The organism is Streptomyces sp. NBC_00080, assembly GCF_045041255.1.
Lineage (GTDB): Bacteria > Actinomycetota > Actinomycetes > Streptomycetales > Streptomycetaceae > Streptomyces > Streptomyces coriariae.
In genome coordinates, this window is record NZ_CP108235.1 from 8,445,726 (window position 1) to 8,469,843 (window position 24,118).

Annotated in this window: 24 protein-coding genes; 16 read left to right on the forward strand and 8 right to left on the reverse strand. The window is 70.5% G+C overall.

The window, feature by feature from the left end; genetic code table 11:
- Positions 1–39: 39 nt before the first annotated feature.
- From OHU34_RS37725 to gndA, 3 genes are all read left to right on the forward strand, one after another.
- Positions 40–1,722, forward strand: coding sequence for a cellulase family glycosylhydrolase (locus OHU34_RS37725; RefSeq protein WP_372481812.1), 1,683 nt, complete (start codon positions 40–42; stop codon positions 1,720–1,722).
- A 319-nt stretch (positions 1,723–2,041) separates the two neighbouring features.
- Positions 2,042–2,548, forward strand: a complete 507-nt coding sequence (locus OHU34_RS37730) for a MarR family winged helix-turn-helix transcriptional regulator (protein WP_142268893.1) — start codon at positions 2,042–2,044, stop codon at positions 2,546–2,548.
- A 178-nt stretch (positions 2,549–2,726) separates the two neighbouring features.
- Positions 2,727–4,166: an NADP-dependent phosphogluconate dehydrogenase gene (gndA, locus tag OHU34_RS37735; RefSeq protein ID WP_142268892.1), complete on the forward strand. Its 1,440-nt coding sequence runs from the start codon at positions 2,727–2,729 to the stop codon at positions 4,164–4,166.
- Between the two features lie 60 nt (positions 4,167–4,226).
- Here the strand turns inward: gndA and OHU34_RS37740 are convergent, their stop codons facing one another.
- Positions 4,227–5,672, reverse strand: a complete 1,446-nt coding sequence (locus OHU34_RS37740; protein WP_020126040.1) for a glyceraldehyde-3-phosphate dehydrogenase — start codon at positions 5,670–5,672, stop codon at positions 4,227–4,229.
- A 117-nt stretch (positions 5,673–5,789) separates the two neighbouring features.
- Entirely contained in the window at positions 5,790–6,191 is a 402-nt protein-coding gene (locus OHU34_RS37745; RefSeq protein WP_230197006.1) for a DUF3291 domain-containing protein, read from the reverse strand.
- A gap of 133 nt (positions 6,192–6,324) precedes the next feature.
- On the opposite strand from OHU34_RS37745, the gene OHU34_RS37750 reads away from it, so the two are divergent.
- On the forward strand, positions 6,325–6,954 hold the full coding sequence (locus OHU34_RS37750) for a MerR family transcriptional regulator (RefSeq protein WP_405770619.1): 630 nt from the start codon (positions 6,325–6,327) through the stop codon (positions 6,952–6,954).
- Between the two features lie 239 nt (positions 6,955–7,193).
- Positions 7,194–7,592 (forward strand): SseB family protein, encoded by a 399-nt coding sequence (locus OHU34_RS37755; RefSeq protein WP_142268889.1) that lies wholly within the window; start codon positions 7,194–7,196, stop codon positions 7,590–7,592.
- A 56-nt stretch (positions 7,593–7,648) separates the two neighbouring features.
- Here the strand turns inward: OHU34_RS37755 and OHU34_RS37760 are convergent, their stop codons facing one another.
- The 6 genes from OHU34_RS37760 to OHU34_RS37785 all read right to left on the reverse strand — a co-directional run bounded on the left by OHU34_RS37760 (position 7,649) and on the right by OHU34_RS37785 (position 12,795).
- Positions 7,649–8,041, reverse strand: coding sequence for a MarR family winged helix-turn-helix transcriptional regulator (locus OHU34_RS37760; protein ID WP_405770623.1), 393 nt, complete (start codon positions 8,039–8,041; stop codon positions 7,649–7,651).
- An 84-nt stretch (positions 8,042–8,125) separates the two neighbouring features.
- Positions 8,126–8,476, reverse strand: a complete 351-nt coding sequence (locus OHU34_RS37765; RefSeq protein ID WP_142268887.1) for a VOC family protein — start codon at positions 8,474–8,476, stop codon at positions 8,126–8,128.
- Between the two features lie 125 nt (positions 8,477–8,601).
- Positions 8,602–9,636 carry a LacI family DNA-binding transcriptional regulator gene (locus tag OHU34_RS37770; RefSeq protein ID WP_054240731.1) on the reverse strand — a complete coding sequence of 345 codons (1,035 nt, stop codon included), beginning with the start codon at positions 9,634–9,636 and terminating at the stop codon, positions 8,602–8,604.
- On the reverse strand, positions 9,633–10,538 hold the full coding sequence (locus tag OHU34_RS37775; protein ID WP_020126048.1) for a carbohydrate ABC transporter permease: 906 nt from the start codon (positions 10,536–10,538) through the stop codon (positions 9,633–9,635). Before OHU34_RS37775 ends, OHU34_RS37770 begins: the two co-directional genes overlap by 4 nt.
- Positions 10,535–11,470, reverse strand: a complete 936-nt coding sequence (locus OHU34_RS37780) for a carbohydrate ABC transporter permease (protein WP_142268886.1) — start codon at positions 11,468–11,470, stop codon at positions 10,535–10,537. The genes OHU34_RS37775 and OHU34_RS37780 overlap by 4 nt, the downstream gene beginning before the upstream one ends.
- Positions 11,467–12,795 carry an ABC transporter substrate-binding protein gene (locus tag OHU34_RS37785; RefSeq protein ID WP_405770629.1) on the reverse strand — a complete coding sequence of 443 codons (1,329 nt, stop codon included), beginning with the start codon at positions 12,793–12,795 and terminating at the stop codon, positions 11,467–11,469. Before OHU34_RS37785 ends, OHU34_RS37780 begins: the two co-directional genes overlap by 4 nt.
- Positions 12,796–13,023: 228 nt before the next feature.
- On the opposite strand from OHU34_RS37785, the gene OHU34_RS37790 reads away from it, so the two are divergent.
- From OHU34_RS37790 to OHU34_RS37840, 11 genes are all read left to right on the forward strand, one after another.
- Positions 13,024–15,045 (forward strand): beta-galactosidase, encoded by a 2,022-nt coding sequence (locus OHU34_RS37790; RefSeq protein WP_142268884.1) that lies wholly within the window; start codon positions 13,024–13,026, stop codon positions 15,043–15,045.
- 104 nt (positions 15,046–15,149) lie between these two features.
- Positions 15,150–16,718, forward strand: coding sequence for an arabinogalactan endo-1,4-beta-galactosidase (locus OHU34_RS37795; protein ID WP_142268883.1), 1,569 nt, complete (start codon positions 15,150–15,152; stop codon positions 16,716–16,718).
- Positions 16,719–16,929: 211 nt separating this feature from the next.
- Complete coding sequence (locus tag OHU34_RS37800; protein WP_142268882.1) at positions 16,930–17,217, forward strand: ArsR family transcriptional regulator; 288 nt, start codon at positions 16,930–16,932, stop codon at positions 17,215–17,217.
- A 134-nt stretch (positions 17,218–17,351) separates the two neighbouring features.
- The gene (locus tag OHU34_RS37805) at positions 17,352–18,320 is read left to right on the forward strand and encodes an SMP-30/gluconolactonase/LRE family protein (RefSeq protein WP_405770634.1); all 969 of its coding nucleotides are present in this window, start codon (positions 17,352–17,354) and stop codon (positions 18,318–18,320) included.
- Between the two features lie 78 nt (positions 18,321–18,398).
- Positions 18,399–18,869, forward strand: a complete 471-nt coding sequence (gene crcB / locus OHU34_RS37810) for a fluoride efflux transporter CrcB (protein WP_142268880.1) — start codon at positions 18,399–18,401, stop codon at positions 18,867–18,869.
- Positions 18,866–19,258 (forward strand): DUF190 domain-containing protein, encoded by a 393-nt coding sequence (locus OHU34_RS37815; RefSeq protein WP_142268879.1) that lies wholly within the window; start codon positions 18,866–18,868, stop codon positions 19,256–19,258. The genes crcB (OHU34_RS37810) and OHU34_RS37815 overlap by 4 nt, the downstream gene beginning before the upstream one ends.
- Positions 19,255–19,620: a fluoride efflux transporter CrcB gene (crcB, locus tag OHU34_RS37820; RefSeq protein WP_142268878.1), complete on the forward strand. Its 366-nt coding sequence runs from the start codon at positions 19,255–19,257 to the stop codon at positions 19,618–19,620. Before OHU34_RS37815 ends, crcB (OHU34_RS37820) begins: the two co-directional genes overlap by 4 nt.
- A 94-nt stretch (positions 19,621–19,714) precedes the next feature.
- On the forward strand, positions 19,715–20,551 hold the full coding sequence (locus OHU34_RS37825; protein WP_020126058.1) for an undecaprenyl-diphosphate phosphatase: 837 nt from the start codon (positions 19,715–19,717) through the stop codon (positions 20,549–20,551).
- Between the two features lie 197 nt (positions 20,552–20,748).
- On the forward strand, positions 20,749–21,426 hold the full coding sequence (locus OHU34_RS37830) for a FadR/GntR family transcriptional regulator (protein WP_020126059.1): 678 nt from the start codon (positions 20,749–20,751) through the stop codon (positions 21,424–21,426).
- Positions 21,423–22,862 carry an amino acid permease gene (locus tag OHU34_RS37835; protein ID WP_020126060.1) on the forward strand — a complete coding sequence of 480 codons (1,440 nt, stop codon included), beginning with the start codon at positions 21,423–21,425 and terminating at the stop codon, positions 22,860–22,862. Before OHU34_RS37830 ends, OHU34_RS37835 begins: the two co-directional genes overlap by 4 nt.
- 44 nt (positions 22,863–22,906) lie before the next feature.
- Entirely contained in the window at positions 22,907–23,923 is a 1,017-nt protein-coding gene (locus OHU34_RS37840; protein WP_142268877.1) for an asparaginase, read from the forward strand.
- Positions 23,924–24,118 lie beyond the last annotated feature (195 nt).

Consider the following 24,118-nt stretch of genomic DNA (forward strand, 5'->3'; position numbering starts at 1 on the left):
GCAAGGAGCACGAAGAGAAGCACGGCCGTACGTGCAGCTGTGCGCACGGCAAGGAGCACGACCCGAGGCGCGTCGCGAGCGCACCCCCTGGGCACGCTGTTGACCAGACTCGCGGCCCTCCTCGGCCTGGTCCTCGTCGGTGCCCTCTGCCCGGCCGCCGCCCAGGCCCAGACCCGATCGCCCGACGCTCTCGCCACCGGCCTGCACATCAGCGACGGCCGGCTGGTCGAGAGCAACGGGAACGACTTCGTCATGCGCGGCGTCAACCACGCCCACACCTGGTACCCGGGCAGGACGCAGCAGTCCCTCGCCGACATCAAGGCGATGGGTGCCAACGCGGTGCGCGTCGTCCTCGCCGACGGCCACCGCTGGAGCGCGAACAGCGCCTCGGACGTGGCGACCGTCGTCGCGCAGTGCAAGGCCAACCGGCTCATCTGCGTACTGGAGGTGCACGACACCACCGGGTACGGCGAGGACACCGCCGCCGGCACGCTCGACCAGGCGGCCGACTACTGGATCGGCCTGAAGGACGTCCTGGCCGGCCAGGAGAACTACATCATCGTCAACATCGGCAACGAGCCCTGGGGCAACACCGACCCGGCGGGCTGGACCGATCCGACCATCGCCGCGATCAAGAAGCTGCGCAACGCCGGTTTCCAGCACACGATCATGGTGGACGCGCCCAACTGGGGTCAGGACTGGCAGGGCGTCATGCGCGCCAACGCCCAGGCGGTGTACGCCGCCGACACCACCGGCAACCTGATCTTCTCGATCCACATGTACAGCGTCTTCGACACCGCCACGGAGATCACCGACTATCTGAACGCCTTCGTCGACGCCCGACTCCCGATCCTCATCGGCGAGTTCGGCGGCCCCGCCGACCAGTGGGGCGATCCCGACGAGGACACCATGATGGCCACCGCCCAGCAGCTCGACCTGGGCTACCTCGCCTGGTCCTGGAGCGGGAACACCGACCCGATCCTCGACTTGACGATCAACTTCGATCCCGCGCAGCTCAGTTCATGGGGCCAGCGCATCTTCAACGGCGTCAACGGCATCGCCCGGACCGCCGAGGAGGCCACGATCTTCGGCGGCGGCACCCCGGGCGACACCCAGGCCCCCACCACTCCGGGTACCCCGACCGCCGCCACGGTGACGGCCACCTCCGCGACGCTCTCCTGGACGGCCGCCACGGACAACATCGGCGTCGCCGGCTATGACGTCGTACGGATCAGCGGCACCACCGAGACCGGTGTCGCCGCCTCGACCACCAACTCCGCCACCGTGACCGGCCTCACCGCGAACACCGCGTACACCTTCGCCGTCTACGCCCGCGACGCCGCCGGGAACCGCTCGGCCCGCTCCGCCTCAGTGAACGTCACCACCGGCAGCGCGCCCGCCGTGGCCTGCTCCGTCGGCTACCGCGTCGTGGGGGAGTGGCCCGGCGGCTTCCAGGGCGACATCACCCTGCGCAACACCGGCACCACCGCCATCAGCGGCTGGAAGCTGGCCTTCGCCTTCGCCGACGGCCAGACCGTCACCAACATGTGGGGCGGGACCGCCACCCAGAGCGGCGGCTCGGTGAGCGTCGCCCCCGCCTCGTACACGTCCACCGTCCCCGCCGGCGGTTCGGTCACCGTCGGCTTCATCGGCAGCAAGGGAGCGACCAACACCGCACCGACCGCGTTCACTCTCAACGGCAGTGCCTGCGCCACCACTTGACCGGCGCTCCCGCCGCCCGGCGGAGGACTTCGGTGCCTCCGCCGGCCGGTGCTCCGTATCGGTGTTCCACGTCGGCGCTTCGTACCGGCGTTCCGTACCGGTGCTTTGTACTCGCGTTTCGTACCGGAAGGGGTCGGCCGAAGATCGGCCACCGCGTCGCGTTCGGCGCAGTCCGACGAAGCGGTCCGGCCTATTCGGTTCGCCCTGCCTATCCGGTTCGTCCTGCCGGTCCTGGCGGTCCTGCCGGTCCTGCCGGTCCTGGCGGTCCTGGCGTTCCGGCTCTCCGGGCGGGGACGGGCCCACCCCGTAGGGTGTGCCCATGTCCACGACGCCCCGCTGGCTCAGCGCCGACGAACGACGAGCCTGGCTGGCCTACATCGACTTCTCCACCCTGCTCGCCGACCACCTCAACCGGCAGCTGCGACGCGACGCGGGTATGACACACGCCGACTACAGCGTGCTCGCCTACCTCTCCGCGGCCCCGGACGGCACCCTCGGCATGTCCGAGCTGGCGCAGCGGCTGAAGATCACCCGCAGCCGGCTCACGCACGCGGTGAACCGACTGCGCGAGGTCGGTCTCGTGGACCGCCGGGAGGACCCCGCCGACGGCCGGGGCCAGCTCGCCTTCCTCACCGAACAGGGCAGGTCGCTGCTGGAGGAGGTCGCCCCGGGGCATGTGGAGGCCGTCCGCCGGGCGGTGTTCGACGTCCTCACCCCCGAACAGGTGCGCCAGTTCGCGGACATCGGCGAGGCCATCAGCGCGGCTCTGGTGCGGGCCGAGAACGCCGAGGCCGACCCCGCGGGGCTGCCCTGGCGTCGCCGGTAGCGGGTCGGGCGACCCGGTCGCTCCCGCCGGTCCCGGCGGCTCGACCGGGTCACGGAATCGCTGATCGTCGCAAGGAATCGCCGACGGATCGAGAAGAACCGGCCGACGGTCCGTACCTGGGGGTACCGGGGGGCCGCCCGCCCCTCCGACCACGCCACCGATCCTAGGGACGTACCTCGTGAACGCAACCGCCGCCATCGGCGTCACCGGCCTCGGCGTGATGGGCCGCAACCTCGCGCGCAACTTCGCCCGCAACGGCTACACCGTCGCCGTCCACAACCGTTCCGCCGGTCGCACCCGCGCGCTCGTCGAGGAGTTCGGCCACGAGGGTGCCTTCGTCCCCGCCGAGTCGGCCGCGGACTTCGTGGCCGCGCTCGAGCGGCCCCGCCGGCTGATGATCATGGTGCAGGCGGGCGCGGTCACCGACGCGGTCATCGACGAGTTCGCCCCGCTCCTGGAGCCCGGCGACATGATCATCGACGGTGGCAACGCCCACTACGCCGACACCCGCCGCCGCGAGGAGGCCCTGCGCGCGCGTGGTCTCCACTTCGTCGGCGCCGGCGTCTCCGGTGGCGAGGAGGGCGCGCTGAACGGGCCGGCCGTCATGGTCGGCGGCTCGACCGAGTCGTACGACGTCCTCGGCCCGATGTTCGAGTCCATCAGCGCGAAGGTCGGCGGCGAGCCCTGCGCCACGCACATCGGCACCGACGGCGCCGGGCACTTCGTCAAGATGGTGCACAACGGCATCGAGTACGCCGACATGCAGCTCATCGCCGAGGCGTACGACCTGCTGCGCCAGGTCGCCGGCTACACCCCGGCGGAGATCGCCGACATCTTCCGCACCTGGAACGAGGGCCGGCTCGGCTCCTACCTGATCGAGATCACCGCCGACGTCCTCGGCCACACCGACGCCACCACCGGCCTGGCCTTCGTCGACATCGTCGCCGACGCCGCCGGTCAGAAGGGCACCGGCCGTTGGACCGTGCAGACGGCCCTGGACCTGGGCTCCCCGGTCACCGCTATCGCCCAGGCCACCTTCGCGCGCGCCGCCTCCGGGCAGAGCGCACTGCGCGCCGCCTACGCCGGCCTCCCCGGGGGCACCACACCCCCGCTCAGCCGCACCGAGGCCACCCGCTTCACCTCGCAGGTCGAGCACGCCCTGTACGCCTCGAAGGTCATCGCCTACGACCAGGGCTGGAAGATGATCCAGGACGCGGCCGGCGAGTTCGGCTGGAAGATCGACCTGGGTGCGGTCGCCCGGATCTGGCGCGGTGGCTGCATCATCCGCGCCTCGTTCCTCGACCGCATCCGCGCCGCGTACGCCGCCGACCCGGACCTGGTCAGCCTGCTCGGCGAGATGGAGTTCGCCATGGAGATCACGGACGCGCAGGTGCCCTGGCGGGAGACGGTGGCCTCCGCCGCCCGTCGTGGCATTCCCGTGCCCGCCTTCTCGGCCGCGCTCGCCCACTACGACACCCTGCGCGCGGAGCGCCTGCCCGCCGCCCTTCTCCAGGGCCAGCGCGACTACTTCGGTGCCCACACCTACCAGCGCACCGACCGTCCCGGGGCTTTCCACACCCACTGGGCCGAGGCCGACCGCCCGGAGACGTCGGCCTGACACACGGGAGTGGGGCGCCCTCGGCCCAGGGCGCCCCACTCCTACTCCGCGCGGTCGGTCTCAGACGCCCGTCGCCGGGTACGTCGGGTACTCCACCCCGGAGACGTGCTGGACGACACGGACGACCTGGCAGGAGTAGCCGAACTCGTTGTCGTACCAGAGGTAGAGGATCGCGTTGTCGCCGTCGACCTTGGTGGCGCCGGCGTCGATGATCGAGGAGTGGCGCGAGCCGATGAAGTCCATCGAGACCGCGTCCGGCGCCGTGGTGAAGTCGATCTGGCGCTTGAGCGGCGAGGTCAGTGACACCTCACGGAGGTGATCGAGGACCTCCTCGCGGGTCGTCTCCCGGCCGAGCCGCAGGCTGAGGATCGCGATCGAGACGTCCGGCACCGGCACCCGGATCGAGCTGCCGGTGATCGGCGCCTTGAGGTCGGGCAGCGCCTTGGCGACCGCGGAGGCGGCGCCGGTCTCGGTGATGACCATGTTCAGCGGCGCCGAACGGCCGCGACGGTCGGCCTTGTGGTAGTTGTCCAGCAGGTTCTGGTCGTTGGTGAACGAGTGGACGGTCTCCACGTGGCCGCGCAGCACACCGTACTCGTCGGCCATCGCCTTCAGCGGCGGGACGATCGCGTTGGTGGTGCAGGAGGCGCAGGACAGGATCTGCTCGTCCGGCTTGATGGTGTCGTGGTTGACGCCATGCACGATGTTCGGCACATCGCCCTTGCCCGGCGCGGTCAGCACGACCTTGTCGATGCCCGGTCGCAGGTGCTTGGCGAGGCCCTCGCGGTCGCGCCACTTGCCGGTGTTGTCGATGAGGATGGCGTTGCGGACGCCGTACGCCGTGTAGTCGACCTGGCTCGGGTCGTCGGCGTAGATCACCGTGATCTCGTTGCCGTTGGCGATGATCCTGCTGTTGGCCTCGTCGACCGTGATGGTGCCCTGGAACTGGCCGTGCACCGAGTCGCGGCGCAGCAGGGACGCGCGCTTGACGAGGTCCTGCTCGCCGCCGCCGCGCACCACGATGGCGCGCAGTCGCAGGCCGTTGCCGGAGCCGGACTTCTCGATGAGCAGACGGGCGACGAGCCGGCCGATGCGGCCGAAGCCGTACAGGACGACATCGCGCGGCTCGCGCCGGTCGATCTTGTTCGCGCCGGTGGCGCCGGCCACGGCCTCCGCGGTGAACTCCGCCACCGACAGGCCGCGGTCGTCGGCCCGGTAGGTCGCGGCGAGCATACCGAGGTCGATCTGCGAGGGGCCGAGATCGAGCGCCGTGAGGGCCTCGAGGAACGGAAGCGTCTCGGTGACCGAGAGCTCCTCGCCCGCGATCTGGCGGGCGAACCGGTGGGTCTTGAGGATGCTGACCACCGACTTGTTCACCAGGGAGCGGCTGTGCAGCAGGACGGTCACGTCCCGCTCGCGGTGCAGCTTCCCGATCATCGGGATCATCGACTCCGCGATCTCCTCGCGGTTCTTCCAGTTGGTGAACGAATCGTCGTTGAGCGTCACGGGCCTATCTTTCGAGCTAGGTGGCGCTCATATGCTAACCCTCCGGTCATTCGATCATTCAAGCGGGCCCGCGCTCAGCTGTGCACCCCGTGACGGAAGGCTGTGCGGGGAGGGTTTTCAGCCGCCGGCCCGCTCCTGATCGGCGAGCCGCCGCCGGGCGTCCGTCCAGTCGACGGGCAGGTCGGCCGCCGGTACCTCCCAGAACGTGAAGACCGAGCCCTTCGTCGTGGGCCGCAGCCCTTGCATGATCGACCTGTGCGGTTCGGTCCGCGCGTAGGTGTACAGCGCGGCCTGGTCCTCCCAGGCCGACAGGGTCCAGAAGGTGCGCTTCAGAGGCTGGGCGATCAGTGCGGCCCCGTAGGCGCCGGGCGCGCCGGAGACCTGCTTCCAGGCTTTGAGGGACTGGGCGAAGAAGCGCGGCACGTCCTTGAGCGAGCGCACCTCGAACCGGGATGCCATGACGAATGCCTCGGTGTCCGGAGCGGGGGTGCTGACGGTGGTCCAGCGCAGGGTGGGCATGGCTGTCGCCTTCTCTCCGATGAGGCGAAGGAATATTGGATACCTTCACTATCTATGTTAGACAGTAGAGGTATCCAGTTTTCAAGGGCAGTGCCGGACCGAAACCGAACCGCAGGAACCGGAGCCGAACCGCATGCGCATCTCCGAGCTGAGCCGCCACAGCGGCGTCTCCGTGACGACGATCAAGTACTACCTCCGCGAGGGCCTGCTCCAGCCCGGCCGGCAGACGGCGGCGACCCAGGCCGAGTACGACGACCAGCACCTGCGTCGGCTCCGCCTGATCCGCGCCCTGACCGGCGTCCGGGGGCTGTCGGTCAGCATCACCCGCGAGGTGCTGGACGCCCTCGCGGAGCACACCGGCGACACCCACCGCCTGCTCGGCCTCGCCCTGGGTTCGCTCCGGGTGGACGACGAGCCCGCCGAGGAAACCCCGGAGGCTGCCGAAGTGGCCGCGCTGGTCGAGGAGTTGGGCTGGGACGTGCACGAGTCGGCGCCCGCCCGGGCCGCCCTCGCCGAGACCCTGTCCTCGCTGCGCTCCCTCGGCGTCCCGCTGGACCGGCGCACCCTGTTGCCGTACGCGCGGCTCGCCGAGCGCACGGCCACCCTCGATCTCGACCAGCTCGACGGCCTCACCGACCCGTTGGAGACCGCCGAGCGCGCGCTGCTGCTGACCGTCCTGCTGGAGCCCGCGCTGATGGCCCTCAGGCGGATGGCGCAGGAGAACGAGTCGGCCCGCCGGCACCCCTCCCAGGACCTGCCGTAGCCGGGGGCCTTCGCCGACGTCGACGTCCGAGTGTCGCCGGGCCGGCCGGGGGAACCCGTTTCGGGCGGGCCGGGGAAGGCCGTTCCCGGCGGGTCCCGGGTCGCCAGTCACACGGATCGCGCGGATCGTCCGGATGTGTGCCGGGCATGTGGCGGTCGGCTCCCCGGCGGCCGACGGGTGATTGAGCGTCTGCCGGTCGGGTACGCGTGGCCAAACCACCGCTACCAGGGGAGACCGTCATGGAGACACCCGCGCACGACCGCATCAACAACCCCGCCGCGCTGGCGCTGGACGCGCTGGCCCGGGACACCGAGGACACCGCCGCACTGGACACGCTCGCGCACTGCGACGTCCTCGTGCCCGTGCCCGACGACGCCATCGACGAGGACGTCACCAACCCGGCAACGGTCGCGCTGCCCGTCCTCGAACAGCCAGGTGGCGCGCCCGTCGTGCCGGTGTTCACCTCCGAACCGGAGATGGTGGACCTGCTGCCCGAGATCGCCCGCTACCGACTCGTGCCGCTCGGCGCGCTCGCCGCTCAGTGGCCGACCGGTGAGCTGTCCCTGTCGATCGACGCGGCCGGAGACCATCCCCTGACGCTCACCTCGGAGGGGGTCCGCACGCTGCTGGCCCGCTGACCCACGGGCGCCTCCCCGCATCGGGCTCCCCCGCGCACCGGGGGAGCCGGGAAGGCCTAGGACTCAGCCAGCATCCGCCCCAGCACCGCCCGCTGGAGCGGCAGTACGTCGGTGTGCAGGTCGCGGCCCTTACGGGTGAGGGCGACCCACACCCCGCGCCGGTCCTCCACGCAGACGGAACGCTCCACCAGGCCCTCCTTCTCCAGGCGGCCGATGAGCCGGGACAGCGCGCTCTGGCTGAGGTGCACCCGCCCGACCAGGTTCTGCACCCGGCACTGGTCGCCCTCCCGGGGTGCCTCGGAGGCGAGGATGTCGAGCACTTCGAAGTCGCTCGCCCCGAGACCGTGCGGGTGCAGCGCGCGATCGATCTCGCACATCGTGCGCGCGTGCACCGACAGGATGTCCCGCCATCGCTCTTCGAGGCCCGCCCCGGCCGTCTTCGCTGCCATATGTGCACGGTAACACCGAAACGGCAGTTCATTGAGTGTGCAACTAGTGCGGGTGCAAGCGGTTCTTCCGGCGCTTCGGGCGTCTCAGGCGGCCGGGTCCTGGAGCAGCCCCACCAGGTTGCCGTCCGCGTCCTTCACGAAGGCGATCAGCCTGCCGCCGCCGACGTCCTGCGCGTCCTGGAGCAGCTCCGCCCCCGCCGCGACCAGCGCCGCGAGCCGCTCGCGCAGGTCGGTGACGTGCCAGTACGGAACCGGCCCGGTCATGCCCTTGGCGTGTCCGTTCGGGTCCAGCCCGACGTCCTGCCCCGCGGCCTTGAAACCGACGTAGTAGGGCTCGTCGGCGTACGGCTCGACGTCCAGCAGCGCGCTGAACAGGGCCTTCGCCCGGGCAAGGTCCTTGACGGGGTAGATGATCGTCTGCATGCCGGCGCCCATGGCGTTCTCCTCGGTGCGTGCGGTAGGCGGGAACGGGTCCGTGTTCCCGCACTGCTCACGCTAGGCCGGGGAGCGGCTGACGGCTTCTCCGATCCTGACCGGTTCGGCGCGCGCCGCCCGGTCCGCTACGTCGACTCGCGCTTGACCAGCTCCGTCGGCAGGATCACCGCCGCCGGGTCCTCGCCCCCTATCTGGGCGAGCAGCACCCGGACCATCTCGTTGCTGATCCGGTCCCAGGGCTGACGGATGGTGGTGAGGGAGGGGCTGGCCGCGGTCGCCGCCGGGGAGTCGTCGAAGCCGCCGACCGCGACGTCCTCGGGCACCCGCCGTCCCGCCCGGTGCAGCGCCGTCAGCACGCCCTGTGCCATCAGGTCGGACGCGACGAAGACCGCGTCGAGGTCCGGTGCCTGCGCCAGCAGCCGCTCGGCGCCCGCCTCACCGCTGGCCCGGCTGTAGTCGCCGGAGACGACGATCCGCTCGTCGTAGTCGACACCCGCCTCGGCGAGCACCTCCCGGTAGCCCGCGAGCCGCTCCACACCACCGGGGGTGTCCAGCGGGCCGGTGACCACGCCGACCCGCCGACGGCCCTGCGCCAGCAGATGGCGCACCATGTCCCGGGCGCCGTCCCGGTCGTCGGCGGCCACGTAGCTCACCTTGGACCCGATCCCGATCGGCTTGCCGCACGCGACCAGCGGGACGCCCGCCTCGCGCAGCTCCGTGGCGATCGGGTCCCCGGAGTGGCTGGAGACCAGCAGCACCCCGTCGACATGCCCGGCGGTGATGTACCGCGTGATGCGCCGCCGCTCGTCCTCGGTCCCGGCCAGCATCAGCAGGAGGGGGATGTCGTGCGCGGCCAGCGCCTGCGTGCAGCCGCGCAGCAGGACATTGAAGTTGGGGTCCTCGAAGAACCGTTCCTGGGGCTCGGTCAGCAGGAAGCCCACCGAGTCGGAACGGCCGGTGATCAGGGAACGGGCGTGCCGGTTCACGACGTAACCCGTTCTGCGGATCGCGGCGTTGACCGCCTCGGCCGCGGAAGGGCTGACGTAGTGTCCACCGTTGAGCACCCGCGAGACCGTGCCCCGCGAGACTCCGGCCTCCCGCGCCACGTCGTGGATGGTCGGCGGTCTGCGCCGGCCCCCCGCACCATTGTTCATGGTCATGACTTTACGGCTCCGGACAGCAGGTCCAGGCTCCAGAACCGCTGAATGACCAGGAACAGCGCCACCAGCGGGATCACCGCGAGGAACGCGCCGGTGATCACCAGCGTGTAGAGCGCCGGGGTGTTGGCGCCCTGTTCGAGGAGCGTGAACAGACCTAGGGTGAGCGGGAACTTCTCGTCGTCGCTGAGCATGATGTACGGCAGCAGGAAGTTGTTCCAGATCGCCACGAACTGGAACAGGAACACCGTCACCATGCCGGGCACCATCATCGGCAGCGCGACCCTGGTGAAGATCCGCCACTCGCTCGCCCCGTCCATCCGGCCGGCCTCCACCACGTCGCTCGGCACGGCCGCGGCCGCGTAGATGCGCGCGAGGTAGACGCCGTACGGGGAGAGGACCTGCGGCAGCAGCACGGACCAGTAGGAGTCCGTCAGGTCCGCCTTCGCCATCAGCAGGTACTGGGGGATGGCGAGGATGATCGGCGGCATCAGCACGCCCGCGAGCAGGACGTTGAACAGCGTCTCGCGGCCCCGGAAGCGGTACGTCGCCAGCGCGTAGCCGCTGAACGCCGACACGCACGTGGACAGCAGCGCGCCGAGCACGGCGTACAGGGCGGAGTTGGCCATCCACTGCCAGTAGATGCCGTCGCGGTAGGCGTTGAGGTCGTGCAGGTTGTCGGTGAAACCGCTGCCCGGCAGGAAGGTGAACGTGGAGAACAGCTCGCTGCCGGACTTGGTGGACGCGATCACCACCCAGGCCACCGGCAGCAGGCAGTACAGGGCGCCCAGCAGCAGCCCGATCGTCGGGACCAGCGCGATCCGGCCGCGCAGCGGCGGACGGTTGTGCGACGCGCCGGTGGCACCGGCCGCGGAGGGGGCCTTCCGAACGGCAAGTGAACTCATCGTGCCCCTCCATGACTGGCGTCCCGCTTGGTACGGCGGTTCGCGGCCCGCAGGAAGCCGAAGGACAGCACCAGCGTGGCGAAAGCGATGATCACGGCCTCGGCGGCCGCCAGGTAGATGTCGCCCGTGCCGAACGCGTCCCGGTACACCTTCATCAAGGGGCTCCAGGTCGTGGACACGGAGTTGGTGAGCGGCTTGAGGGTGGTCGGCTCGTTGAACACCTGGAGGGTGGCGATGATCGAGAAGAAGAAGGTCAGCACCAGCGAGGGCGCCACCATCGGGATCTTGATCCGCAGCGCGATCTGCGTCGGGGTGGCGCCGTCCAGCTTCGCCGCCTCGTACACCTCGGCCGGGATGGCCTGCAACGAGGTGTAGATGACGATCATGTTGAAGCCGGTGCCGCCCCAGACCGCGATGTTCGACAGGGCGAGGTACAGCGGACCGCCGTCCAGCAGGTCCGGCTGCGGCATGCCCAGCTTCTCCAGAACGAAGTAGAACGGGCTGACGTCGGGCAGGTACAGGAAGCCCCACAGCAGCGCCGCCACCACGCCGGGGATGGCGTACGGCAGGAAGATCGCGAGCCGGGTGAACGGCGCGAGCCGCACCTTGTCGGAGTCGAGCATCAGCGCGAACAGCAGCGCCAGGCCCAGCATCACCGGGACGACGATGCAGCCGTAACCGAGGACGCGCAGCGCGCCGTCGAGCAGTTCGCTGTCGGTGAGGGCGTCGGTGTAGTTCTCGAGGCCGGCCCACACCTCCTTGCGCGCACCCGAGCCCAGCCCGAGGCCGGAGACGTGCACCTTGCGGAAGCTGAGCCACACCGCGTACCCGATGGGCAGCGCGAAGAACAGGGCGAAGAGGATCGTCGCCGGGACAAGGAAGGCGTACGGGGCCCCCTTGACCCCGTACGACCTCCGGCGTGCGATGGTCACTCGGAGACCTCGAAGCCCTGCTTCTTGAGGTCGGCGACCGTGTCCGCCTGCATCTTGGCCAGGGCGGCGGAGAAGTCCGACTTGTTCTTCGCGGCGGCGCCGAACGCGTCCTTGAAGGTGGTGTAGGCGACGTTCACGTTCGGGCCCCAGGCCGAAGGTGCCGTGGTCTTCGCGATCTTGGCGGCCGTGGTGTAGAAGTCCGCCTGGTTCGAGAAGTAGTCCGGCGGGGTGGTGAAGGCGCCGCTGAGCTGGGCGGAGGTGGAGGCCGGGTAGATGCCGCTCTCCTTGGCCAGCGCGTTGAGGGCGTCGCCGTCGGTGTTCAGCCAGGCGGCGAACTCGGCGGCGGCCTCCTTGTGCTTCGAGTCCGTCGTCACGGCGGTGGAGGATCCGCCCCAGCTGCCGGTGACGTTCTCGCTGTTCGACCACTGGGGGAGCGGGGCCATGGCCCACTTGCCCTTGGTGTCGGGCGCGGCGGTGGTCAGGGTGCCCGGGGCCCACACGGCGGAGACCCAGGCGATCTGCTTGCCGGTGTTGAGCGCCTTGTTCCAGGCCGGCGTGTACATCGGCTGGTTGTCGATGGCGCCCTCCTTGACGAGGCCGCCCCAGAAGTCGGCGACCTTCTTGGTGGCCGCGTCGTCGATGCCGACCTTCCACTTGTCGCCGGAGGTGGTCCACCACTTGGCGCCGGCCTGCTGGGCGAGGCCCGCGAAGAGGCCGGAGTCGTTGGCGGAGAAGGTGGTGAGGTCCGTGTCCGGAGCCTTCTCCTTGAGCGTCCGGGCGGTCGCCGCGAACTGCTCCCAGGTCGTCGGGACCGTCAGCCCGTACTTCTTGAACAGGTCCGCGCGGTAGTAGAACATCATCGGGCCGATGTCCTGCGGCACCGCGTAGACGGCGTCCGTGCCCAGCGTCGTCTGCTGCCAGACACCGTCGGCGAACTTGGCTTTCGCGTCGCCGACGTTCTTCGCTATGTCCGCCAGCGCGTCATTGCTGACCAGCGTCGGCAGCGCCTGGTACTCGGCCTGGACCAGGTCGGGGGCCTTGCCGGCCTTGTGCGCGGTGAGGATCTTGGTGACCAGCGTGTCGCCGGACGCCTGCTTCTTCACCGTGACGGTGATCTGGTCCTTCTTGCCCTGGCCCTTGTTCCACAGGTCCACGACCTTGTCCATGCCGGGCGTCCACGTCCAGTACGTGAGCGAGACCGGACCGGACTCGGCGCTGTCCTCGTCGGACGAGCCGCAGGCGGTGAGTGCGGTGGCGCCGAGGGCGACGGCGATGGTGGCAGCCGCACCTCTGGCAAAGAGCCGCCGGCGCTTCGTGTTGGGCATGGATCTCTCCCCTGACCTGGGTTCTCGCCCGGTGCGAAAACCTGCCATGCGATCGCATGAGCGGGCTCCCCGCCCGTCGCGAGAAGCTGCTCTGCTGTCTGTGAGCGTTCACAGTAGAGAAACATCCCGGACACTTGTCAATGGTTGTTGCTGTGCGGTTATGTTGGGATCCGAACGCCGCCTCAGTGTGTGCACGTTCCCAAATGATCGATTAAACGGGAGAGATCCATGCCGGAGACCAGCCCCAAGGGCCTCACCAGGCTCGCCTTCGGTGGGGACTACAACCCCGAGCAGTGGCCGGAAAGCGTCTGGCAGGACGACGTCCGGCTGATGCGCGAGGCCGGCGTCACCATGGTGAGCGTCGGGATCTTCTCCTGGGCCCTGCTGGAGCCGTCACCCGGGGAGTACGATTTCGGCTGGCTGGACCGCGTCATCGGCCTGCTGCACGACAACGGCATCCGCGTCGACCTGGGCACCCCCACCGTGGCGCCGCCGGTCTGGTTCTACCGCGACCATCCCGACGCGCTGCCCGTGACCCCCGAGGGCGTGCGCTACGAGTTCGGCTCGCGGGCCGCGATATGTCACAGCAACGCGGACTACCGCGCCGCCGCGGCGAACATCACCACCCGCCTCGCCGAGCGCTACGCAGACCACCCGGCGCTGGCGATGTGGCACGTGCACAACGAGTACGGCGTGCCCGTCTCCGCCTGCTACTGCGACTCCTGCGCCGCCCACTTCCGCCGCTGGCTGGAGACGACGTACGGCACGGTCGAGGCGGTCAACAAGGCCTGGGGCACCGCCTTCTGGGGCCAGCGCTACGCGAGCTTCGAGGACGTCAACCCGCCGCGCGCCACCCCGACCGTCGGCAACCCGGGGCAGGCACTGGACTACAAGCGGTTCGCCGACGCCACCATGCGCGAGAACTTCGTCATGGAGCGGGACATCCTGCACCGGCTCGCGCCCGGCGTCCCGGTGACGACCAACTTCATGACCGCCCTCAGCCAGTGCGACTCGGTCGACTACTGGGCCTGGGGCCGTGAGGTCGACATCGTCACCAACGACCACTACCTGATCACCGACGGCCGCCGCACCCACGTCAACCTCGCGATGGCCGCCGACCTCACCCGCTCCGTCGCCGCCGGCGCCCCCTGGATCCTCCTGGAGCACTCCACCTCGGGCGTCAACTGGCAGCCGCGCAACCCCGCCAAAGCCCCCGGCCAGATGGCCCGCAACTCCCTCGGCCACGTGGCCCGCGGTTCCGAGGGCGCGATGTTCTTCCAGTGGCGGCAGTCCCGGCGCGGCGCCGAGAAGTTCCACTCGGCGATGGTCCCGCACGGCGGCACCGACACCCGCGTCTGGCGCGAGGTCGTCGAACTCGGCGCCTCCCTCGACTCGCTCGGCGCGATCCGTGGCACCCGCACCGAGGCCGACGTGGCGGTCCTGTGGGACTGGCACTCCTGGTGGGCGCAGAACCTCGACTGGCGGCCCAGCGAGGACGCCGACCCGCGCGAACGCGCCGACGCCTTCTACGAGGCCCTCTACGACCGCCACCTCACCGTCGACTTCGCCCACCCCGAGGCCGAGCTGTCCCGGTACCCGCTGGTCGTGGTGCCCGCCCTGTACCTGATGACGGAGGCGGCCGGGAACAACCTCAGGGAGTACGTCGCGAACGGCGGCACCCTGGTCGTGTCGTACTTCTCCGGCATCGTCGACGAGCACGACGCCGTCCACGAGGGCGCCTACCCCGGCGCGCTCCGCGACGTACTGGGCCTGACCGTCGAGGAGTTCTCGCCGCTGCTCCAGGGCGGGAGCGTGCGCCTGACCGGCCCCGACGGCAGCGAGCTCGCCGGCGACGTGTGGACGGAGTTCGTGGTGCCGCGCGACGCCGAGACCGTCTGGACCTACGCCGACGGCCTCACCGCCGGCCACCCCGCCGTCACCCGGCACCGGCTGGGCGAGGGCACCGCCTGGTACGTCTCCACCCGCCTCGGCCACGAGGGCCTGGACACGCTGCTCGGCCGGGCCGCCGAGGACGCGGCGATCGCCCCGCGCGCCGACCTGCCGCACGACGTGGAGGTCGTGCGCCGCTCCGGCGAGACGGGCAGCTACCTCTTCGCGATCAACCACACCACCACCGACGCCAAGGTGCCGATGGAGACCTCCGGCACCGAACTGCTGACGGGCGAACGAGCCGCCGGCCGCCTCGCGGTCCCGGCGGGCGCCGTACGGGTCGTGCGACTCGACGGCTGAGCCGACTCCCCCTTCGCCCGTGGAGCCGCGAGCCGCGGGCGGAGGGGGCCCCTCGTCTCACGAGGGAATCCCCATCCATCACGTCGAAGGGACGACGGACGACGATGTTCCATCCCAGACGCACACTCAGAACCCTGCTGCTGCCGCTCGCCGCGGGGCTCGCCCTCACCGTCCTGCCCGCACAGACCGCGCAGGCGGCCACCACCCTCACCAACGCCGGTTTCGAGACCGACGGCGCCGGCACCGCGACCCCGTCCGGCTGGTCGACGTACTCGGCGGCCGGGCAGAACTCCGCCTCCTTCACCGAGTCCGGAGGTCACGCGGGCAGTTACCGCCTCTCGCACTACTCGGCCTCCGCCTACAAGGTCGAGACGTACCAGTACCTGTCCGGGCTCACCAACGGGAACTACAAGCTCACCGCCTGGGTGCGCTCCGGCGGTGGCCAGAACTCCGCGTACCTCGCGCTGAGGAACTGCGGCAGCGCCGAGCAGCGCACCGCCATCCCGGTCTCCTCCAGCGGCTGGATCCGCATCGTCACCTCCATAGCGGTGACGAACAACCAGTGCACCATCAGCATCAACTCCGACGCCAACGCCGGGAACTGGATCAACGTCGACGACCTGACCTTCGCGTCGGGCTCCACCGGCCTGTCCATCAAGGGCTCGGACGTGTCGTCGCTCATCAAGAGCGAAGCACTCGGCGGCGTCTACAAGAACAGCTCCGGCACCACCCAGGACGCGCTCGCCGTCCTGAAGAACGCCGGACAGAACTACGCGCGCCTGAAGGTCTGGGTGAACCCCGCCGACGGCTACAACAACAAGGCGCGGGTCCTGGCGGCGGCCAAACGCATCAAGGCACAGGGCACGAAGCTCCTGGTGGACTTCCACTACTCGGACACCTGGGCCGACCCGGGGGCGCAGACCGTGCCCGCCGCGTGGGCCGGGCACTCCTACAGCCGGCTGAAGACGGACGTCTACAACCACACCTACGACGTCCTCAACGCCCTCAAGGCGCAGGGCACCACCGCGGACATGGTGCAGGTCGGCAACGAGATCAACGGCGGCATGCTGTGGTCCACGGGCTCCACCGACAACTGGTCGCAGCTCGCCGGTCTGCTCAACTCCGGCTACGACGCCGTCAAGGCGGTCAACTCCGGTACTACCGTGGCGCTGCACCTCGCCAAGGGCGGTGACCTGGCCGGCACCCGCTGGTGGTTCGACAACGCCGTCTCCAACGGGGTGAAGTTCGACGTCATCGGCCTGTCGTACTACGGGTACTGGCACGGCACGCTCGCCGACTTCCAGACCACCCTCGACGACGCGGCCTCCCGCTACGCCAAGCCCGTCTACGTCGCCGAGACGGCGTACCCCTTCCGACTGGACAGCGAGGACTCGACCGAGAACATCATCGACCTCTCCAGCGAGCTGGTGTCCGGCTATCCGGCGACCGTCGCCGGCCAGACCCGGTGGATGAACGACGTGGCGAGCATCGTGGAGGCCGTCCCGAACGGCCGCGGACTCGGCGTCTTCTACTGGGAGTCCACCTGGACCGCCGTCACCGGCAACGGCTGGGACCCGACCGACGCCTCCTCCGGCAACGGCTGGGAGAACCAGGCCCTGTTCGGCTACGACGACAAGGCCCTGTCCTCCATGTCGTGGTTCAGCCACCGCTGATCCGTCCTCCCCTCCCGGAGCGGGGCCCGGCCGCACCGCGCGGCCGGGCCCCCGTCCGTCTTCCGGCAGTTCACCCGAACACCACTGCGCGGCAAGGGTGTTCGATCCCGGCCAAGGCTCGCGGAGTGCGGGACACGGCGGCCCCGGCTGCGGAACAGTGGGACGACGCGGTACCGGGGGAGCCCCGACCACCGGGACGGAGGGGACGACGATGCTGAGGACTCCCGTGAGTGAGAGGCGACTGGAAATCCTGGAGTGGCTGAAGGAGCCGGCCCGGCACTTCCCGCCGCAGCGCCACGGCGACCTCGTCGAGGACGGTGTCACGGCGGACCTCGTCGCGGCGAAGCTGGGCGTGCGCCGGCAGGTGGCCGGCACCCACCTCGGCCTGCTCGCCGGCATCGGCCTGCTGCGCGCCAGGCGGATCAGGCGCCGCACCTACTACCGGCGCGACGAGATGCGCATCGCCGAAGTGGCGCGGATGTTCGAGAAGGGGTGGTGAAGGACTTCGGGAAGAGGCGGTAGGGGACGGAGGGTCCACCCTCCGGAAAGGCCCGGCAAAAGACCACGGCCACGACCTGCCGACGCCATGCCCGCCTGCGAGGATGGCCGCCTCCTCAAGGAAGGGCGGCCCATATGGACCGTCGGACGCCTCTCGTCCCCCTCAGGTACATCACTCTCCCCGGGCACGGCCCCGAAGACGTCGTCGCCGACCCCAGAGGGCGGGTACTGACCGGGGTGGCGGACGGGCGGATCCTGCGTATCGACGGTCTGGACGACCCGCCCGCGGCCCGTGTCGAGCACATCGCCGAGATCGGCGGCCGGCCGCTCGGCCTCGAACTCCTCCCGGACGGCGACCTGTTGGTCTGCTGCGCCGAGGGCGCGCTGCTGCGCGTCGACCCCGACGGCGGCACCGGAAACGTCTCGGTCCTGACCGAGTCGGCGGCGGGGGAGCGGCTGCGCTTCTGCAGCAACGTCGTCGCGCTGCCCGACGGCACCGTGTACTTCACCGTGTCCAGCCAGGTCCACCCCCTGCGCGACTGGATGGGCGACCTCGTCGAACACACCGGCACCGGACGCCTGTTGCGCCTGGAACCCGGCGCCCGGGAGGCCGAAGTCGTCCTGGAGGGGCTCCAGTTCGCCAACGGCCTGGCGCGCGGCGCCGACGACTCGTTCCTGATCGTCGCCGAGACCGGCGCGCGCCGCCTCACCCGCTACCAGCTCACCGGCCCCCGGGCCGGCCGGGCCGAGCCGCTCGTCGAGCAGCTGCCGGGGTTCCCGGACAACCTGTGGCGCGGCGCGCCCGACGGCCCGGTCTGGGTGGCGCTGGCCGGCCCGCGCGTCCCCCCGCTCGACCTCCTGCACCGCGCCGGCCCCGCCGTACGCCGCCGCGCCGCCCGCCTCGCCGTGAAGGCGCCGTACCGTCCGTCGGGCACGGCGGGGGTGCTCGCGGTCGACGACGACGGCCGGATCGTCCACCACCTCACCCACCGCCGCTCCGGGTTCCGCATGGTCACCAGCGTCTGCGAGACCGGCGGCCGACTGGTCCTGGGCAGCCTCTGGGAGCGTGGCATCGCGATCTGCGAGGCGCCCGTGACCAAGTGAGACGGCGCTACGCTGGTGCCCGGTCGTGATCACTCCGATGAGGCGGGACGGTCCCGGCCCGGGCAGGAGACGTAGGACATGACAGCTCCGGAGGCCGAGGGCCTCCGCACCGGCGCAGCACGCAGGGCCACCGGGACGGGTCAGCTCCCGGTGGTCGCCGTCGTGTCCGTCGGCGGCGGGATCGGTGCCGCCGCCCGCTACGCGGCCTCCCTGTGGTGGCCCACGCGGACCGGCGGGTTCCCGTGGACCACCTTCTGGGTGAACGTCGTCGGCTGCGCGGTGATCGGTGTCTTCCTGGTGGTGATCACCGAGGCGGTCACCGCCCACAGGCTCGTGCGGCCGTTCTTCGGTACCGGTGTGCTGGGCGGATTCACCACCTTCTCGACGTACGCCGTCGACATCCGCAAGCTGTTCGACGAGGGCCGTCCCGGCACGGCCCTGGCCTACCTCGCCGCGACCCTGTTCGCGGCGCTCCTCGCCGTCCGGCTGGCGGCCACGGCGACCCGCCGTGTGCTCCTGTGGAGGCAGCGATCGTGGAGGCAGCGATGACGAGACCGACCGGCGCGGCCGTGCGGCTGACCGTCTTCATCGGCGAGAGCGACACCTGGCACCGCAAGCCCCTCTACACGGAGATCGTGCACCGCGCCCGTGCGGCGGGTCTCGCCGGGGCCAGCGTCTTCCGCGGCATCGAGGGCTTCGGCGCCTCCTCGCTGATCCACACCTCCCGGCTGCTGTCGCTCAGCGAGGACCTGCCGGTCGCGGTGGTCGTCGTGGACACCGAGGAGCGGGTGCGGGCCTTCCTGCCCGAGCTCGACGAGCTGGTCACGGAGGGCATGGTGACCCTCGATCGCTGCGAGGTCATCCGGTACGTCGGCCGGGGCGGGGGCCGGGCCGAGAACCGGGGCGATCCGGACATGAAGGGTAAGAAGTCGTTGTGAACTGGCTGGTGGTCGCCGTCGGCGGCATGATCGGCGCCCCGCTCCGCTACCTGACCGACCGCGCGGTACAGGCGCGGCGCGACTCGCTCTTCCCCTGGGGCACCTTCGTCGTCAACGTCGGCGGCTGCCTGATCCTCGGCGCGCTGACCGGCGCCACCACCGTCGGTCCCGACCTGCGGTTGTTCCTGGGGACGGGTTTCTGCGGGGCGCTGACGACGTACTCGACGTTCTCGTACGAGACACTGCGGCTGACCGAGACCGGCGCGGGCCTCTACGCCACCGTCAATGCCGTCGCGAGCGTGGCGATGGGGCTCGGGGCCGCGTTCGCCGGGGTCGCGATAGGCCGGTGGGCGTGGTCGTAGGCGGTCCGGCCGGCTCCACGCCTGGTAGGACTGTGTACGACACCGGAGCGTCTACAACGCTGTCGACCGATTCGTCTCCTCAGAACTGGATTCCATGAGCGCCATCTCCGTCGGCCAAGCCGTCGTCCTCGGAGCCGTCGAGGGAGTGACCGAGTTCCTCCCCGTCTCCTCCACCGGCCATCTGAAGATCACCGAGGGCCTGATGGGCATCAAGGTCGACGACGACGCCGTCGTCGGGTTCTCGGCCGTGATCCAGGTAGGGGCGATCGCCGCCGTGCTCGTGTACTTCCGCAAGGACATCGTGCGGATCGTCACGGCCTGGTTCCGCGGGCTGCGCAGCCGTGAGGAGCGTCACCACCACGACTACAAGTTCGCCTGGTGGGTGATCTACGCGACGATCCCGATCGTCGTCGTGGGCCTCGCCGCCAAGCCGCTCATCGAGGGCCCGCTGGCCTCGCTGTGGGTGGTCGCGGGTTCGCTGATCGTCGGCAGTGGCGTGATGTGGGCGGCCGACCAGATGGGCCGCCACAAGCGAGGCGAGGACGACACCTCGTTCAAGGACGCGATGCTGGTCGGCAGCTCGCAGATCCTCGCGCTGCTCTTCCCCGGCTTCTCCCGCTCCGGTGCCACCATGTCCACCGCGCTCATGCTCGACCTGGACCGGGTGGCCGCCACCCGGCTGTCGTTCTTCCTCGGCATCCCCGCCCTGACCGGCGCCGGCATCTACGAGCTGAAGGACGCCCTGGGCACGGGCGCCGGCGCGGCGCCGCTGGCCGTCGGCACGGCGGTGTCCTTCGTGGTCGCCTACGCCTCCATCGCCTGGCTGCTGAAGTTCGTCGCCAAGCACTCCTTCAACGCGTTCGTCATCTACCGGCTCGTCGTCGGCGTGGCCCTGTTCGGGCTGCTGGCCGCCGGGGTCCTCGACAGCTGACCGGGCCCGACAGCCGGCCGGGGAATCCCCTCGCCATCCCCCTCAGGGGGCGGGAAGGTGCCTTTCAGGCCCCCCGCCCCCTGAATTTTCTGTTTCAGGGCACGTCTTGACAGCGGTGGCAGCGCACCCGGAGTATCACTCCCGTGAACCTGTCAGACAGCCAGACAGGTGGGACGGGGCCGCGGCGCGTCAGCGCGATGGAAGCGGTCCTCACCCACCTCCGCGGCGCCATCGAGCGCGGCCGCTATGCCATCGGTGACAAGCTCCCTTCCGAGGCGGAGCTCTGCCGCACCCTCGAGGTGTCCCGGCCCGTCCTGCGGGAAGCCCTGCGCGCCCTGCAGACGATGGGCCTGACCGTCGCCAAGACGGGCAAAGGCACCTTTGTGATCGCGAACACCGTGGAGGACCCCACCTTCGGTGACTACGCGGCCAGCGATCTGCTCGAAGTGCGTCGGCACGTCGAGGTCCCGGTCGCCGGGTACGCGGCGCTGCGCCGCACCCCGGAGAACCTGGACCACCTGGCACATCTGCTCGACCGCATGGAGCGGGAGACGGACACCACCGCGTGGGTCGCGATGGACACCCTCTTCCACCTGGCCGTCGCCGAGGCCGCCCAGAACCCGGTGTTCCGCCGGGTCATCGAGGAGATCCGGGACGCACTGGCGCGTCAGTCGGCCTTCCTCAACGAGCTGGGCGGACGGCGCGAGCAGTCCAACCGCGAGCACCGGGCGATCGTCGAGGCGCTGATCGACGGTTCCGAGCCCGACGCGGTGGAGGCCATGAGCCACCACCTCGACCGCGTCGAGACGACCCTCACCGACATCGTGCGCGCCCCGCGCACGGACACTCCCCTGGAAGGCGGACCCGCGGCGTGAGCGACCAGCACCTCAAAGACGAGACGCGCCCCTCGACCCGTCACGTCGACGCCGGAGACGAGGGCTACAGCAAGTCGCTGAAGTCCCGCCACGTCAACATGATCGCCATCGGCGGCGCCATCGGCACCGGTCTCTTCCTCGGCGCCGGCGGGCGGCTCGCCGACGCGGGCCCGTCCCTCTTCATCGCCTACGCGGTCTGCGGGATCTTCGCCTTCCTCGTGGTGCGCGCCCTAGGTGAACTCGTGCTGTACCGGCCCTCCTCCGGCGCCTTCGTGTCCTACGCCCGCGAGTTCATGGGCGAGAAGGGCGCGTACACGGCCGGCTGGATGTACTTCCTGAACTGGGCCACCACCGGCATCGCCGACATCACCGCGGTGGCCACCTACACCCACTACTGGGGCATGTTCTCCGACATACCCCAGTGGGTGATCGCGCTCATCGCCCTGGCCGTGGTCCTCACCGTGAACCTGATCTCGGTCAAGATCTTCGGCGAACTGGAGTTCTGGTTCGCCATCGTCAAGGTCAGCGCGCTGGTGATCTTCATGTGTATCGGCATCTTCCTGCTGGTCACCCAGCACCCGGTGGACGGAGCCACCCCCGGCCCGTCCCTCATCACCGACAACGGCGGCGTGTTCCCCAGCGGCCTGCTGCCCATGCTGCTGATCATCCAGGGCGTCGTCTTCGCCTACGCCTCCGTCGAACTGGTCGGCGTCGCCGCGGGTGAGACCGAGAACCCCGAGAAGATCATGCCGAAGGCGATCAACTCGATCATGTGGCGCGTGGGTCTGTTCTACGTCGGCTCGGTGGTCCTGCTGTCGATGCTGCTGCCGTGGAACAAGTACACGTCCGGCGAGAGCCCCTTCGTGACGGTCCTCTCCAACATCGGCATCCCCGCGGCGGGCGGCGTGATGAACCTCGTCGTCCTCACCGCGGCCATGTCCTCGCTCAACTCCGGCCTGTACTCCACCGGCCGCATCCTGCGCTCCATGGCGATGTCCGGTTCCGCGCCGAAGTTCACCGGCGTGATGAGCCGCAGCCAGGTCCCGTACGGCGGCATCCTGCTCACCAGCGGTATCTGTGTGCTGGGCGTCGGCCTCAACTTCGTGGTCCCGGCGGACGCCTTCGAGATCGTGCTGAACTTCGCGGCGATCGGCATCCTCTCCACCTGGGGCATGATCATGATCTGTCACCTGCTCTTCTGGCAGAAGACCCAGAAGGGCGAACTGACCCGGCCCGACTACCGGCTGCCGGGCTCCCCCTGGACCGAACTCGTGACCCTGTTCTTCCTCGCCTCGGTCCTGGTCCTCATGTACGCCGACGGCGGCGCCGGACGCACCACCGTGCTGTGCCTGCCGCTGATCGTCGCCGCGCTGGTCGCCGGGTGGTACGCCATCCGCCGCAACCTCGCGCGCACCTCAGCCAAGGCCGACGCGTGACCCCGGCGCCGGCCGCCGACCACCCACCAGTGATGCAGGCAGTGATGTACAGCAGTTCCCTCGCCGACGCCCCCGCGATCCGCGAACCCCTCCACACCCCCGTCGCCCACCTCGTCCGCGGCGGGGTGACCGAGGGCATCCACTACGGCTCCGTGGTCGTCCTCGGCGCGGGCGGCGAGATCGAGCTCCAGCTCGGCGACGTCGAGGCCGCCTTCTACCCGCGCTCGGCGCTCAAGCCCGTCCAGGCCGTCGCCATGGTCCGGGCCGGACTGCCGCTCGACGGCGAGCTGCTCTCGCTCGCCGCCGCCAGCCACTCCGGCGAGGAACGTCACCTCGCCGGGACCCGGCGGATCCTCGACCTGGCGGGCGTCTCGGAGGACGACCTGCGCAACGTCACCGACCTGCCGTACGACCCGGCGGTCCGCGACGGATGGATACGGGAAGGCCGCGCGCCCTCCCGACTGGCCCAGAACTGCTCCGGCAAGCACGCGGCCATGCTGTACACCTGCAGGCTCAACGGCTGGTCCCTGGACGACTACCTCGACCCGAAGCACCCGCTCCAGCAGGCGATCGCCGAGATCGTCGAGGACCTCACCGGACAGCGGATCGCACGGGTCACCGTCGACGGCTGCGGCGCACCCCTGTTCTCGGTCTCCCTGCACGGCCTCGCCCGGGCCGCCGCCCGCGTCACCGCCTCCGCGCCCGGCACCCCCGAGGCGCGGGTGGCCGACGCGATGCGCGAGCACGCCGAGATGGCGTCCGGCTCCGGCCGGGACGTGGCCGCGCTGATGCGGGCCGTCCCCGGCCTGCTGGCGAAGGACGGCTTCGAGGGCGTCGAGGTCGCCGCGCTCCCGGACGGCCGGGCCGTCGCCGTCAAGATCTCCGACGGCGCGGACCGCGCGCGCGTCCCGGTCACCGCGGCCGCCCTCGTCCGCGCCGGTGTGGACCCCGCCCTGCTCACCGAGTTCGCGGGCGAACCCCTCCTCGGCGGAGGCGAGCCGGTCGGCTGTGTCCGCCCGGTCCGCGCGCTGGACCCGGTCACCGTGCGCGCCTGCGCCTGACAGTCTCCGGTGACCACCGGGTGTGCGCGGTGGTCACCGGCGTCCCGCCGGACCCCACGCGCGGTCACCGCGATCAGACCTCGCGCGGCCGGCCCTGAACCACCGGCCCGGTCACCGCCGGGCGGGTGCATCGACCGGCTCGGGCGGGCGTCACCCCGTACCGCCCGAGCCGGCCGCCCTCCCACCGGACGACAC

Coding starts and splice junctions, on each gene's coding strand:
- OHU34_RS37730 (WP_142268893.1), top strand. CDS start 2,042: ATGTCCACGACGCCCCGCTGGCTCAGCGCCGACGAACGACGAGCCTGG.
- OHU34_RS37745 (WP_230197006.1), bottom strand. CDS start 6,191: ATGCCCACCCTGCGCTGGACCACCGTCAGCACCCCCGCTCCGGACACC.
- OHU34_RS37750 (WP_405770619.1), top strand. CDS start 6,325: ATGCGCATCTCCGAGCTGAGCCGCCACAGCGGCGTCTCCGTGACGACG.
- OHU34_RS37755 (WP_142268889.1), top strand. CDS start 7,194: ATGGAGACACCCGCGCACGACCGCATCAACAACCCCGCCGCGCTGGCG.
- OHU34_RS37760 (WP_405770623.1), bottom strand. CDS start 8,041: ATGGCAGCGAAGACGGCCGGGGCGGGCCTCGAAGAGCGATGGCGGGAC.
- OHU34_RS37765 (WP_142268887.1), bottom strand. CDS start 8,476: ATGGGCGCCGGCATGCAGACGATCATCTACCCCGTCAAGGACCTTGCC.
- OHU34_RS37770 (WP_054240731.1), bottom strand. CDS start 9,636: ATGACCATGAACAATGGTGCGGGGGGCCGGCGCAGACCGCCGACCATC.
- OHU34_RS37775 (WP_020126048.1), bottom strand. CDS start 10,538: ATGAGTTCACTTGCCGTTCGGAAGGCCCCCTCCGCGGCCGGTGCCACC.
- OHU34_RS37785 (WP_405770629.1), bottom strand. CDS start 12,795: ATGCCCAACACGAAGCGCCGGCGGCTCTTTGCCAGAGGTGCGGCTGCC.
- OHU34_RS37790 (WP_142268884.1), top strand. CDS start 13,024: ATGCCGGAGACCAGCCCCAAGGGCCTCACCAGGCTCGCCTTCGGTGGG.
- OHU34_RS37795 (WP_142268883.1), top strand. CDS start 15,150: ATGTTCCATCCCAGACGCACACTCAGAACCCTGCTGCTGCCGCTCGCC.
- OHU34_RS37800 (WP_142268882.1), top strand. CDS start 16,930: ATGCTGAGGACTCCCGTGAGTGAGAGGCGACTGGAAATCCTGGAGTGG.
- OHU34_RS37805 (WP_405770634.1), top strand. CDS start 17,352: ATGGACCGTCGGACGCCTCTCGTCCCCCTCAGGTACATCACTCTCCCC.
- crcB (WP_142268880.1), top strand. CDS start 18,399: ATGACAGCTCCGGAGGCCGAGGGCCTCCGCACCGGCGCAGCACGCAGG.
- OHU34_RS37815 (WP_142268879.1), top strand. CDS start 18,866: ATGACGAGACCGACCGGCGCGGCCGTGCGGCTGACCGTCTTCATCGGC.
- OHU34_RS37825 (WP_020126058.1), top strand. CDS start 19,715: ATGAGCGCCATCTCCGTCGGCCAAGCCGTCGTCCTCGGAGCCGTCGAG.
- OHU34_RS37830 (WP_020126059.1), top strand. CDS start 20,749: ATGGAAGCGGTCCTCACCCACCTCCGCGGCGCCATCGAGCGCGGCCGC.
- OHU34_RS37840 (WP_142268877.1), top strand. CDS start 22,907: ATGTACAGCAGTTCCCTCGCCGACGCCCCCGCGATCCGCGAACCCCTC.